At 72.8% G+C, this 13,070-nt stretch carries 12 protein-coding genes and 1 pseudogene; 11 read left to right on the forward strand and 2 right to left on the reverse strand.

The annotated features are described in order from the left end of the window. Positions 1-3: 3 nt before the first annotated feature. Entirely contained in the window at positions 4-942 is a 939-nt protein-coding gene (locus FHU33_RS09850) for an extracellular solute-binding protein (RefSeq protein WP_170182393.1), read from the reverse strand. Between the two features lie 163 nt (positions 943-1,105). Further along, complete coding sequence (locus tag FHU33_RS09855) at positions 1,106-2,575, reverse strand: phytoene desaturase family protein (RefSeq protein ID WP_170182394.1); 1,470 nt, start codon at positions 2,573-2,575, stop codon at positions 1,106-1,108. 182 nt (positions 2,576-2,757) lie between these two features. Between FHU33_RS09855 and FHU33_RS26565 the strand changes: the two genes are divergently transcribed. The 11 genes and pseudogenes from FHU33_RS26565 to FHU33_RS09905 all read left to right on the forward strand — a co-directional run bounded on the left by FHU33_RS26565 (position 2,758) and on the right by FHU33_RS09905 (position 13,038). Further along, positions 2,758-3,330: a dehydrogenase gene (locus FHU33_RS26565; RefSeq protein ID WP_142025203.1), complete on the forward strand. Its 573-nt coding sequence runs from the start codon at positions 2,758-2,760 to the stop codon at positions 3,328-3,330. A gap of 12 nt (positions 3,331-3,342) precedes the next feature. Continuing rightward, positions 3,343-6,057 (forward strand): annotated as a pseudogene (gene fdh / locus FHU33_RS09865) (formate dehydrogenase); the annotation flags it as partial. Then, a complete protein-coding gene (locus FHU33_RS09870) occupies positions 6,054-7,091 on the forward strand; it encodes a 4Fe-4S dicluster domain-containing protein (protein ID WP_142025205.1) in 1,038 nt (345 codons plus the stop codon). The pseudogene fdh and the gene FHU33_RS09870, both read left to right, overlap by 4 nt. Then, entirely contained in the window at positions 7,088-8,164 is a 1,077-nt protein-coding gene (nrfD, locus tag FHU33_RS09875; RefSeq protein WP_142025206.1) for an NrfD/PsrC family molybdoenzyme membrane anchor subunit, read from the forward strand. Before FHU33_RS09870 ends, nrfD begins: the two co-directional genes overlap by 4 nt. A gap of 226 nt (positions 8,165-8,390) precedes the next feature. Continuing rightward, entirely contained in the window at positions 8,391-8,543 is a 153-nt protein-coding gene (locus tag FHU33_RS24930) for a hypothetical protein (RefSeq protein WP_170182395.1), read from the forward strand. A gap of 253 nt (positions 8,544-8,796) precedes the next feature. Next, positions 8,797-9,339, forward strand: coding sequence for a hypothetical protein (locus FHU33_RS09880; RefSeq protein ID WP_142025207.1), 543 nt, complete (start codon positions 8,797-8,799; stop codon positions 9,337-9,339). A 116-nt stretch (positions 9,340-9,455) separates the two neighbouring features. Then, the gene (locus FHU33_RS09885; RefSeq protein ID WP_142025208.1) at positions 9,456-10,214 is read left to right on the forward strand and encodes a dienelactone hydrolase family protein; all 759 of its coding nucleotides are present in this window, start codon (positions 9,456-9,458) and stop codon (positions 10,212-10,214) included. Next, entirely contained in the window at positions 10,211-10,732 is a 522-nt protein-coding gene (locus FHU33_RS09890; RefSeq protein ID WP_142025209.1) for a GNAT family N-acetyltransferase, read from the forward strand. Before FHU33_RS09885 ends, FHU33_RS09890 begins: the two co-directional genes overlap by 4 nt. Positions 10,733-10,741: 9 nt before the next feature. Beyond that, positions 10,742-11,137 carry an ankyrin repeat domain-containing protein gene (locus FHU33_RS09895; protein ID WP_142025210.1) on the forward strand — a complete coding sequence of 132 codons (396 nt, stop codon included), beginning with the start codon at positions 10,742-10,744 and terminating at the stop codon, positions 11,135-11,137. A 156-nt stretch (positions 11,138-11,293) separates the two neighbouring features. Then, positions 11,294-12,544: an AI-2E family transporter gene (locus tag FHU33_RS09900; RefSeq protein WP_142025211.1), complete on the forward strand. Its 1,251-nt coding sequence runs from the start codon at positions 11,294-11,296 to the stop codon at positions 12,542-12,544. Positions 12,545-12,549: 5 nt separating this feature from the next. Continuing rightward, the gene (locus FHU33_RS09905) at positions 12,550-13,038 is read left to right on the forward strand and encodes an ATP-binding protein (RefSeq protein ID WP_246063466.1); all 489 of its coding nucleotides are present in this window, start codon (positions 12,550-12,552) and stop codon (positions 13,036-13,038) included. Positions 13,039-13,070 lie beyond the last annotated feature (32 nt).

The raw sequence follows: 13,070 nt of genomic DNA on the forward strand, positions 1-13,070 counted from the left end.
CGCTCAGCCGCCGAAGACCTGCTGGTACTCGCCGACGATCGCGTCCTTGTCACTGCCGATCGCGGCCCAGTCGGGGAAGACGATCGGCGCGCCCTGGGGGATGGTCGGCGTGGGCGCCCCAGGCCGGGTGGGGTAGGAGCCGGACTCGCCGACCACCGCCTGTCCGTCGTCCCCGACGACGAAGGAGATGAAGTCCTTCGCGACCTGGGAGTCGGCGCTGCCGGTGGCCAGCGCGATCGGCCCGTAGATGGCCACGGCTCCGGGCTCGGGCCAGGCGACAGCCACCGGGGAGCCGTCTTCGACGGCCGCGTAGGCCGCGTTGGCGATCGTGATGCCGGCGTCGTAGATGCCCTGGGAGACCCCGGCGGTGACGTCGTTGGGCGTGCCCACCTGTACCGCGCCGTTGCCGCGGAGCTGGACGTAGAAGTCCAGGCCGTAGTCCGGCTCGGAGGCGAACCAGCCCAGCGCGCCCAGCGCCGAGGCGGCCACCGAGGGGTCGGGCACGGCCACCGCGTAGTCGCCGGCGGCCAGGTCTGACCACGTCTGCGGGGCCGGGACGTCCGTGCGGTGCAGCGCGAGCATGTAGAGCACGGCGACGCCGACGTAGTCGTCCGTGCGGAACTCCCCGGGGATGGCCGCGGCCTCGGGCGGCGTCCACCCGCCCACGAGCCCCTCGTCGACGAAGGCCTGCACGGTCAGGGGATCGCAGCCCCAGATGACGTCCGCCCGCAGCCCGCCCGAGCGCACATCGGCCGCCACCCGTGCGTTCAGCTCACCGGTGGGCGCGCGGAACAGCTCGACCTGCGCGCCGTCGGCGCGGTCCTCGAAGGCGTCGATCAACGGCTGGATCGTCGTGTCGCTGACGCAGGTGTACAGGGTGATCGTCTCGGCCGCTCCAGCCCCGGCCTCGCCGGCCTCCGCGCTACAGGCCGGGACGGCCACGAGAACTGCCGACAGCAGTCCGCATGCTCGTCGCCGGCTGCCACGTGCGACGCGTCCGGCAGGTCGCCCGACCGGCCTCGTCCTCATCGAGTGATCACCCGGGACAGGCTAGGGCGACCGCCTGCACCTGTCAGCTCCTGGAGCCGCGTAGGCTGACGGCGGGTCAGACGCGGGCCGGGCGCAACCGGGGTGCTTCCCGGATGCCGAAGATCTCGCGCAGCGCCACGCGGGCGGCGTTGTCCCCGCACATCCCGTGCACCGCGGGTCCCGGCGGGGTCGCCGCGGACGCCAGATACGTGCCCCGCACGGGTGTCTTGTACGGATTCCACCGCGGTACCGGGCGGGCGAGCATCTGCCACATCGAGGCCTCTCCGTTGGAGATCTCGCCGCCGATGTTGTTGGGGTTGTACGCCTCCAGTTGGCGGGCGTTCGTCGTGTGCCGGTCGAGGACGGTGTCCCGGAAGCCGGGGGCGAACCGTTCGATCTGCGTCTCGATCCGGTCGGTCATGTCGACGTCGGAGCCGTGCGGGACGTGGACGTACGCCCAGAGGACGTGCCGGCCGGACGGTGCCCGGGTCGGATCCACCACGGTGGGCTGGACGGCGAGCACGAAGGGCCGCTCGGGGTTCCGGCCGGCTGCCGGAGCGGACTCTGCGGCGACGGTCTCGTCCAGCGTGCCGGCCAGGTGCACGGTGCCGGCCCGACGGACCTCGGGATTGGTCCAGGGGACCGGTTCGGACAGCGCCCAGTCCACCTTGAAGACGCCGGGCCCGTGCCGGTAGCGGGCCACCCACCGCCGGTAGCCCTCGTGCACCCCGTCGCCGGCCATCCGGACGAAGGCCGACGGTGAGGTGTCGAGCAGGACGGCGGGCACGCCATCGAACTCCCTCAGGTCCGTCACCTCGTGCCCGGTGACCACCTCGCCACCCTGCTCCTCCAGCGCGGTCACCATCGCGTCGGCCAGCCGCTGCGATCCACCCTCCACCAGAGGCCAGCCGACGTGGTGCGCCAGCATGCCCAGCAACAGCCCCAGTCCTCCGGTCAGCCCCCGCGTCAGCGGCAGCATGCCGTGGGCGGCGGCGCCGGCGAGCAGGGCTCCCGGGTCATCGGTCCGGAACCAGCGACGCATCAGCCACCGGACGCTGGGCAGCCCGTTGACCGCGAAGAACGCGAGCGCCGGGATGCCGTGCACCGGCGGCCGGCGGAAGGCGCTGCCGAGGATGTAGTCGACCACCTCGTCCCCGTGCTCGACCAGTGGGCCGAGGAGCCGACGGTATGCCGGCCCGTCGGGGCCGAAGGCCTCCGCGGTCTCCTCGAGCGAGGGCTTGGCGAGAGCAGCCCGACCGCCGTCCAGCGGGTGTGCGTAGGGGATCTCCGGGTGGACCAGGCGCACGCCGCGGGCGGCGAGGTCGAACTCGTGGAAGAAGGGCGCCGCCGCGGCCATCGGGTGCGCCGCCGCACAGACGTCGTGGGCGAAGCCCGGCCGGGTCAGCTCGGCGGTGCGGAGCCCGCCGCCGGCCCGCGCGTTCCGCTCGAGGACCTGTACCCGCAGCCCGGCGGCGGCGAGACGCAGGGCCGCGGCCAGGCCGTTGGGCCCGGCGCCGACGACGACGGCGTCCGGCTTCCCGTTCATCTGCCCCATGCTGGGTGAGCGGCGCGTCGTCGGCCACCGGGCCGGTCGGGGACGTGCGGGCGGGCCGGGCCGTGGCTAGGGTCGGCAACGTTGGGTCAGCGGCGGGCAGCACTGGCGTGACCACGCCGGCAGGTCGGCGACTCGTCCGCCGTCCACGGGCAGCGCTGCCACGGGAGGGCTTCATGAAGACCTGGCTGGACGCGTGGCCGGTGTTCCGGCAGCTGACCGGATCCGACCCTTCCGGGCGGGGCGAGGCGGTGCGCAGCAAGCGCACCGACACCCTCGTGCCGCGCACGGCGTCCGCGGACCGCGTCGTGCAGAGCATCTGCCCGTACTGCGCGGTGGGCTGCGGGCAACGGGTCTTCGTCCAGGACGAGGAGGTCACCCAGATCGAGGGCGACCCCGACTCGCCGATCAGCCGCGGCCGGCTGTGCCCCAAGGGCGCGGCGAGCAAGAGTCTGGTCACCAGCGCGACGCGGCAGAGGAAGGTCAGGTACCGCCGTCCGTACGGGACGGAGTGGGAGGACCTCGATCTCGACACGGCGATGGACATGATCGCCGACCGGGTGATCAAGACCCGCGGGGAGACCTGGCAGGACGAGGACGAAGTCGACGGACAACCGCGCAGGCTGAACAGGACGATGGGGATAGCGAGCCTCGGAGGGGCGACCCTCGACAACGAGGAGAACTACCTCATGAAGAAGCTCTACACCGCCCTGGGCGCGGTCCAGGTCGAGAACCAGGCGCGCATATAGCACTCCTCCACGGTCCCCGGTCTGGGGACCTCTTTCGGCCGTGGCGGCGCCACGACGTTCCAGCAGGACCTGGCGAACGCCGACTGCATCGTCATCGAGGGCTCGAACATGGCCGAGGCCCACCCGGTGGGCTTCCAGTGGGTCATGGAGGCCAAGGCCAGGGGAGCGACGATCATCCACGTCGACCCGCGGTTCACCCGCACCAGCGCCCTGGCCGACCTGCACGTCCCGCTGCGTGCCGGGAGCGACATCGCCTTCCTCGGGGGGTTGATCAACCACGTGCTGCGGAACGAGAAGGACTTCCGCGAGTACGTCGTCGCCTACACCAACGCCGCGGCAATCCTGCGGGAGGACTTCCAGGACACCGAGGACCTCGACGGGCTCTTCTCCGGCTACGACCCGGAGACGGGTCGGTACGACGAGACGTCGTGGCAGTACGAGGGTGTTTCGGTCACCGCGGCGGCCGGTCAGCGCCAGTCGCCCAAGCCGGGGGCCTCGGGCAGCGCGCAGCCGGGGTCGGAGGCGTCGGACGCGGAGGAGCACGAGCAAGGCACGTCGGAGCAGACCGGCAGCGGCGGGATCCCGGTCGGTGGGAAACCGCGGCGTGACGAGACGCTCCAGCACCCGCGGTGCGTCTACCAGGTGCTCAAGCGGCACTACGCGCGCTACACGCCGGAGATGGTGCACGAGGTGTGCGGCATCGAGCCGGCGGTCTTCCTGAAGGTGGCCGAGGCCCTGACGAGCAACTCCGGCCGCGAGCGCACCAGCGCCTTCGTGTACTCGGTCGGCTGGACCCACCACACCGTCGGCGTGCAGTACATCCGGGCGGCCAGCGTGCTGCAGGCCCTCCTGGGGAACATGGGGCGTCCCGGCGGCGGCATCATGGCGCTGCGCGGGCACGCCAGCATCCAGGGGTCGACCGACATCCCGACCCTCTACAACATCCTCCCCGGCTACATCCCGATGCCGCACGCCCGGCAGGACCGCGACCTCGACGACTTCGTCGCAGAGGCCGCCGGATCCGCGGGCTACTGGGGCAACATGAAGAAGTACACGGTCAGCCTGCTGAAGGCCTGGTGGGGCGACGCGGCGCAGCCGGAGAACGACTTCTGCTTCGACCACCTGCCGCGGCTGACCGGCGACCACAGCTCGTACCAGACGGTCGCCCAGCAGATCCAGGGCACCGTGCCCGGCTACTTCCTGGTCGGGGAGAACCCGGCGGTCGGGCACGCCAACGCCAAGATGGCGCGGCTCGGGCTGGCCAACCTCGAGTGGCTGGTCGTCCGCGACCTGCAGCTGATCGAGTCGGCGACGTTCTGGGAGAACGGCCCGGAGATCGAGACCGGTGAGCTGGTCACCGAGCAGATCCCCACCGAGGTGTTCTTCCTCCCCGCGGCGGCGCACGTGGAGAAGGACGGCTCGTTCACCAACACCCAGCGGCTCCTGCAGTGGCACTCCCAGGCCGTCGAGCCGACCGGGGACTGCCGCAGCGACCTGTGGTTCTACTTCCACCTCGGCCGGATCGTCCGCGAGAAGCTCGCCGGCTCCGCCGACCCGCGGGACCGGCCGATCCTGGACCTGACGTGGGACTACCCGACCCACGGCAGCCTCGACGAGCCCAGCGCCCACGCCGTGCTGCGGGAGATCAGCGGCACCGGACCGGACGGCACGGCGGTGAGCGGCTACACCGAACTGGAGGACGACGGGTCCACGTCGTGCGGCTGCTGGATCTACTCGGGTGTGTTCGCCGACGAGGTCAACCAGGCCAATCGCAAGAAGCCGCACACCGAGCAGGACCTCGTGGCCCCGGAGTGGGGCTGGGCCTGGCCGATGAACCGGCGGATCCTCTACAACCGGGCCTCGGCCGATCCGGACGGCCGGCCGTGGAGCGAGCGGAAGAAGTACGTCTACTGGGACGAGGACGCCGGGAAGTGGACCGGCCCCGACGTCCCGGACTTCCAGGCCACCAAGCGGCCGGACCACGTACCCCCCGACGGCGCCCAGGCCGAGGACGCCATCGGCGGGGCCGACCCGTTCATCATGCAGAACGACGGCAAGGCCTGGTTGTTCGTGCCCTCGGGGCTCGCCGACGGGCCCATGCCGACGCACTACGAGCCGGCAGAGTCGCCGGTGCCCAACCCGCTGTACTCGCGCCAGGCCAACCCGGCGCGGCTGGAGCTGCGGGGCGCCTGGAACCGGGCGAACCCGGCGATGAACGAGACGTTCCCGTTCGTCGTCACCACCTACCGGCTGACCGAGCACCACACCGCCGGTGGGATGTCCCGGACCCTGGAGTACCTGGCCGAGCTGCAGCCGGAGTTCTTCTGCGAGGTGAGCCCCCAGCTGGCCGCGGAGCGGGGGCTGGAGCACATGGGCTGGGCGACGCTGGTCAGCACGCGCAGCGCCATCGAGGCGCGGGTCCTGGTCACCGAGCGGATGCGGCCGCTGCGGGTCGCCGGGCGGGAGGTGCACCAGGTCGGGCTTCCGTACCACTGGGGCAGGAACGGCATCACGACCGGCGACTCGGCCAACGACCTGCTCGGCGTGGTGATGGATCCCAACGTGCACATCCAGGAATCCAAGGTCGCCACGTGCGACATCCGGCCCGGTCGACGTCCGCGGGGACCGGAACTGGTCGAGTTCGTGGAGGGCTACCGCCGGCGGGCGGGGGTCGCGAGCGGTCGGCTGGGCCCGAACGGACGAGCACCGATCGAGGAGCGGTCATGACGGCGATCAGTTCGGCCAGCGCGGCGTTCACCGGCGAGGACCCGGGAAACCGGTTGTTCGGTCCGGTGCCCGACGTCACCGGCGACCGTGGTTACGCCGACGACCATCCTGCCCGGGTCGGCTTCTTCACCGACACCTCGGTGTGCATCGGCTGCAAGGCCTGCGAGGTGGCGTGCAAGGAGTGGAACCTCCTGCCGATGGACGACGCGAAAGGCACGGTCGATGCCCTGGGCCTGACCGGGGCGTCCTACGACAACACCGGGATGCTCGGTGCGAACAGCTGGCGGCACGTCGCCTTCGTCGAGCAGAGCCGTGCGGTGGACCTGCCGATGCCCACGGTCGGACTGCCGGGCGCCGACGGCGGGCAGCGACCGCTCGAGGATCCCCCCGTCGTCCACCCGGGGGTTCCGGCGTCGGCGACGACGGCGGAGCAGACCGATCCGCAGCGGACGTCCTCGGGCGACCGGGAGATCCGCTGGCTGATGTCGTCCGACGTCTGCAAGCACTGCACCCACGCGGCCTGCCTCGACGTCTGCCCGACCGGGTCGCTGTTCCGCACCGAGTTCGGCACCGTGGTGGTGCAGGAGGACATCTGCAACGGCTGCGGCTACTGCGTGCCGGCCTGCCCGTACGGGGTGATCGACCAGCGCCAGGACGACGGCCGGGTGTTCAAGTGCACCCTCTGCTACGACCGGCTGACCGACGGGCTGCAGCCGGCCTGCGCGTCGGCCTGCCCGACCGAGTCGATCCAGTTCGGTGACCTCGACGCGCTGCAGGCACGCGCCGACGAGCGGCTGGCCGCGCTGCAGACCAAGGGCGTGGAGGGGGCGCGGCTCTACGGGCGGGACGAGACCGACGGCGTCGGGGGAGCCGGGGCGTTCTTCCTGCTGCTCGACGAGCCGGAGGTCTACGGGCTGCCACCGGACCCGGTGGTCACCACCCGCGACCTGCCGGCGATGTGGCGGTCCGTCGGCGCGGGTGCGGCGATGGTGGTCGGGCTGGTCGCCTCGGCGTTCGTGGGGCGGCGGCGATGACCACGGGGGAAGCGCCGGAGGGCGTCGGAGCGGGTGCCCCGGGTGCCGGCTGGCGGCGGGCCGACGGTCCGCCGGCCCAGGACCGCGAGCAGCGGCGCCGCGGGGGCGGCCGCCGCGGAGGCCGCGGGGAGATCCCGATGGTCGACGAAGCCGAGTTCACCTCGTACTACGGCCGGCCGGTCATCAAGCCACCGGTGTGGAAGACGCCGGACGTGCCGCTCTACCTGTTCCTCGGAGGCGCCGCCGGGTCCTCCGCTGTCCTGGGCGCCCTGGCCGAGGGGACGCGCCGCCCGGCGCTGGCGCGCGTCGCCCACCTCACCGCGGGCGGCGGGGCGCTCGCCTCGGTGGCCTTCCTCATCCACGACCTGGGCAGGCCGAGCCGGTTCCTGAACATGCTGCGCGTGCTCAAGACGACCTCGCCACTCTCGGTGGGGTCCTGGATCCTGGCGCCGTTCAGCGCGCTGACCACCGCGACGGCCGGAGCCCACCTCCTGGGCTGGTTCCCGTTGCTGCGCCGGCTCACGGGCGTCGGAGCGGCGGTCCTGGGCGGGCCGATGACGACCTACACGGCGGCGCTGCTCGCCAACACCGCCGTCCCGTCGTGGCACGAGGTGCACCGCGAACTGCCGTTCGTCTTCGCCGGCTCGGCCATGGCCGCGGGTGGGGGGATCACCATGGCACTCACGCCCCTCGACGAGGCGGGGCCCGCGCGCAAGGTCGCGGCTCTGGGTGCGGTGATCGAGTTCGGGGCGATGCAGCGCGTCGAACACGGCCACGGGCTGGTCAGCGAGCCGTACCGGACCGGCCGGGCAGGGAAGCTGCTGAAAGCCGCGCGCGCCTGCACCTCCGCCGGTGCGGGCCTGACCCTGGTGGCCGGCCGCAGCCGGCCGGCCGCGGTGGTGAGCGGGGCCCTGGTGACGGCCGGGTCGGTGCTCACCCGGTTCGGCATCTTCGACGCAGGCATGGCCAGCGCGAAGGATCCCAAGTACACCGTCGAACCACAGCGGGCCCGGGCCCGTGCCCGGGACGCGGCCGGATCGCGCGAGGCTGCGTCCACCGGGACGAGGCCATGACGTCGTGCCCCGCCGGGCGCACAGCCCGCGGTCCGTCTGTCGACAAGGTGACGAATCGGGGTATCCGCACGTCGACCTGACGCCCCACCCCGGAGGAGGGTCCCATGGGACATGCGGCCGACGGGTCCGATCGCCGGCGCGGGAACCGCCGGCCGGCCGATCCCGAGCAGCGCGCAGACCACGGTCGCTCGGGCGTTCTGCCGCGATCGCGAGCGGCATCGTCCTGGTGGTCCTGGTGGTCCTGGTGGTGTGGTTGGTCATCTACTTCGCCGCCCGGGAGCAGTCCACCGAGGGCAGCGGAGCCTTCGGTCCAGGGAGCGAGCCAGGGACGGGAACAGTGGTGAGCGACTCGACCGTGATCGCTCGGATCTCGAGGTAGGTCATTGCAAGGCGGGAGCCTTGATCTGTCACCGGCAGGGCTGAGGGCTTGCTCTGAGCCCGCTACTCAGGACGGCACGCTTGGGCCGCCGCCGACCGGGTGGTCGTCGGCACGCTCGCCAGCGGGTCGTGGGCCGCTGCATGTCCGAGGTGTCGACGTGCTCCCTGCGCAACTGATCGGCGCATCCTGAGGTGCGGGCTTCCCGGTCGCCGGTGAGAATCAGGCCGATCGCCGTCCAGACCGAGGAGCTCCGGTGTCCGAAGCCACGCGCGGCGGCATTCGCAATGCCGACCTGCTGACCGTCTACTGCAACGACCACCTGGCCGCCTCGGTCGGCGGCATCGAGCTGGTCAAGCGGATGATCGGGGCGCACGCCGGCACCGTCTACGAAGCGCGGCTGCGGCAGCTGCTGAAGGAGTTGCACGAGGAGCACCATGCCCTGCGGGGGATCATGGCCGAGCTGGGGCTGCCGATCCGGCGGTACAAGCAGCTCGGCCTCTGGCTGGGGGAGAAGATCAGCAGGGTCAAGTTGAACGGCCGGCTGGTGAGCCGGTCGCCGATGAGCTCGCTCGTCGAGTTCGAGTTCCTCGCCTCGGCCGTCCGGGCCAAGCGCAGCGGGTTCGAGACGCTGCGCGAGGTCGCGGCGATCGACGACCGCGTGGACGTCGAGCTCATGGACGGGCTGATCGAGCAGGCCAACAAGCAGCACGATTGGGTCACCCATGCCCGCCGAGAGGTGGCCGCCGACGTCTTCGGTGGCCGGCCCGAGTCCGCGGACGAGGCCGCCGGCGACTGAACGGGCGAGCGGTGGTCAGCCCGGGCGGTGTCGTGCCGGCTCGCGGCTCCGACCTGCTGGACCGGCAGTCAGGTGCCGACGGGCGCGGGGGACCGCCGGCGCGGTAGAACCGAGACATGTGCCACGACCACGACAGTCGCCCGCCCGCACCGCCCCGCAGTGGCGACGTCGCCGAACGCGGCGTCCTCACGCTGACCGCTGCCGACGGCACGGCGTTCTCTGCCGCTTACGCCGCGCCGGCCGCCACGCCGCGGGTCGGCGTCGTGGTGCTCCCGGACGTCCGCGGGCTGCACCCCTACTACGTGGCCCTGGCCGAGCGGTTCGCCGAGGCGGGCTTGTCTGCGGTGGCCATCGACTGGTTCGGCCGGACCGCCGGTGTCTGCGGGTCGACCGGTGTCCGTGACGAGGACTTCGACTGGCAGACGCACATCCCGCAGACGACCGAGGCCGGGATCGATGCCGACATCACCACGGCGGTCGGGTACCTGCGGGAGCGCACGTCGCCCGACCTGCCGGTCGTCACGGTGGGCTTCTGCTTCGGCGGCAGCCACTCCTGGCGGCAGGCCGGCGGTTCGCTCGACCTGGCCGGCTGCGCCGGGTTCTACGGAAAGCCGTCGATCGTGGGGCACTCGGCCGCGGCGGCCCGTCTGCCCACGGTCATGGTGATCGCCGGTGCCGACTCCGCCACCCCCGTCGATGACCAGCTCGCGCTGGCCGACACCATGCGCGCCGCCGGTGCGGAGGTCGACGCGGTCGTCTACGACGGCGCGCCGCACTCGTTCTTCGACCGGGCCCACGGCGAGTGGGAGGACGCCTGCCGGGACGCGTGGGAGCACGTGCTGGCCCTCACCGATCGCGCGGCGCTCCGCTCGTGACCTCCGGCCGGTCGGGCAGCGAGGGTCTGCCCGCGCCCCTGCCCCTCGACGGCGTGACGCTGCACCTGCGCCCCGCGGCTGTCACCGATCTCCCGGCCCTGGTCGCCCTGCTGGCCGACGACCCGCTCGGCATCGGCCGCCAGGACGCCGGCGGCGACCTGGGGCCCTACCGGCGGGCGTTCGAGCTGGTCGACGGCGATCCTGCGCATCTCCTCCTGGTTGCCGTCGACGGGGACGCCGTCCTCGGGACGATGCAGCTGTCCTTCATCCCCGGGCTCTCCCGGCGCGGTGCGCTGCGCGCGCAGATCGAGGCGGTGCGGGTAGCCGCCGGGGCCCGCGGTCGCGGCCTGGGCGCGGCCATGATCGGGTGGGCGATCGACGAGTCGCGCCGCCGGGGCTGCGCGCTGGTGCAGCTCACGACCGACAAGGCCCGAATCGACGCGCAGCGCTTCTACGAGCGGCTCGGCTTCGTCGCCTCGCACGAGGGCATGAAGCTCCAGCTCCCCGGCGCCTCCTAGGCTGGGCCGGTGACTGGGAAGCCGATCGACCCGGGTGTCATCGAACTGGCCGGGCGGGTCTTCGACCTGGCCCGCGGCGGCCACACCGAGGAGCTGACCGCGTACCTCGACGCCGGCGTCCCGGTGAACCTCACCAACGACAAGGGCGACACCCTGCTGATCCTGGCCGCCTACCACGGGCACCCGGCGACGGTGGGCGCCCTGCTCGACCGGGGGGCCGACCACTCGCGGGCCAACGACCGCGGGCAGACCGCGCTGGCCGCGGCCGTCTTCAAGCAGTCGGCAGCGACCGTGACCCGGCTGCTCGATGCCGGTGCCGACCCCGACGCCGGTGGCCCGAGTGCCCGGGCGACGGCGACGTTCTTCGACCTCCCCGCGATGGTCGAGCTGCTCGACGCGACATAGCGCCTGGGACGCTCGGGTGGGCGCGCCCGGCACCATGGGGGCACGGTGTACGGGGTAGTACGCGGCGACCTGGGGGAGGCGGGCATGGCGGTGCGACCGGATGTACCCGGAGCCGACTCGGCCGTCGCCCGGACGGCGGCGCGCCACGAGTCCGGAATGCCCGCGGACGCCCTCCTGGCAGGGGCCGAGGAAGGACTCGACGCCGCGCCGGACGGGAACGCCGGGGAGAGCGGGTCGACCGCTGTCGAGCCGCAGGCCGCCCCGTCGGGCATCCCGCGCTGGCTGCTCCTGCTGGTCGGCCTGGCGGCGGCCACCATCGCCGTCGCGGGGCTGCGCGCGATCGCCTGGCTGGTGGCGCCGGTCCTGCTCGCCCTGGTCGTGGTCGTCGCCCTCGCGCCGGTCCAGAGCTGGCTGCGCAAGGTGGGCGTGCCGCGCTGGCTGGCGACGACGGTGCTCCTGCTGCTCGTCTGGGCGGTGCTCCTCGCCCTCGTCACCCTGCTCGTGGTCTCCGTCGCCCAGTTCGCCGCCCTGCTCCCGGACTACGCGCAGCGGGCGGAGACCCTCATCAACGACGTCGTGCGGGACCTCAACGACGCCGGCATCGTGTCCGGGCAGCTCTCGGACCTGGTGCGCCAGATCGACTACGGCCAGTTCGTCGGCCTGGCCACGGACCTGCTGGGCCGGCTGACCAGCGCGGCCAGCACCCTGGTGCTGTTGCTGTCGGCACTGGTCTTCATGGCCATCGAGTCCAGCGGCTTCCCCCGGCGCATGGCGCTGGTGGGGGAGGACCGCCCGCACCTCCCGGTCGCGATGACCCTGTTCAGCCAGGGCACCCGCAGCTACCTGCTGGTCAGCACGGTGTTCGGCGCCATCGTGGCGGTCGGCGACTGGATCGCGCTGACGATCATCGGTGTCCCGGCGGCCGGCCTCTGGGGGCTGCTGGCGTTCATCACCAACTACGTGCCCAACATCGGGTTCGTCCTCGGCGTCGTCCCGCCGGCGATCCTCGGGCTGCTGGCCGGTGGCTGGGGCGAGCTGATCGCGATCGTGGTCGTGTACTCGCTGTTGAACTTCGTCGTCCAGACGCTGATCCAGCCCCGGTTCGTCGGCGACTCGGTGGGTCTGTCGATGACGGTCACCTTCCTCGCCCTGTTGTTCTGGGGCTGGGTGCTGGGCGCGCTCGGCGCCCTGCTGGCCATCCCGCTGACCCTGCTGGTCAAGGCGCTCCTGGTGGACGTCGACCCCGGCGGGCACTGGCTGGACGCCCTGCTGCGCGAGGAGCCCCGGGCGCCCCGGACGATGCGCGCCCGGCGCCGCATGCACGCCCGCCGGGCTGCGCTCGCGTCGGTCCGTCGGCTGCACCATCCCCGTCGCCCGGTCCCGCACCCCGGCGCCGATCCGGACTGAGAGCCGTGCCCACCTCCGCTCCGGTCCCCGAGCTGGTCGTGATGGTCGGTCTCCAGGGCAGCGGGAAGACGACGTGGGTGAGCCGGCACCTCGCCGCCACGCACGTCGTGGTGAGCAAGGACCACTGGCCGCGCGCCCGCCGTCGCGAGGCGCGGCAACGCCGGGTCGTCGCCGAGCGGCTGGCCGCCGGGTGCAGCGTGGCCGTGGACAACACCAACCCGGCACCGGAGGACCGCGCCGCGCTGGTCGCCGCCGCCCGGGAGGCGGGGGTCCCGGTGCGGGCGGTGTGGATCGACACCCGGCCGGAGGTCTGCCTGGCCCGCAACGAGGCACGGGAGGGCCGGGCCCGCGTCCCGCTGCAGGGGATCTTCGCGACCCGCGCCCGCTTCGTCCCGCCCACCCTCGCCGAGGGCTTCGACCGGGTGGACGTCGTCCGCACGGACGAGGGAACCGGCACGTCGGCGGCGGCCGCGGGGTCCCGGCCGGGCGTGTGAGGGGCCCGGTCCGTGCACCGGCCGGCCCCGTG

This window comes from Blastococcus colisei, from assembly GCF_006717095.1.
In the GTDB taxonomy this organism is placed as follows: domain Bacteria; phylum Actinomycetota; class Actinomycetes; order Mycobacteriales; family Geodermatophilaceae; genus Blastococcus_B; species Blastococcus_B colisei.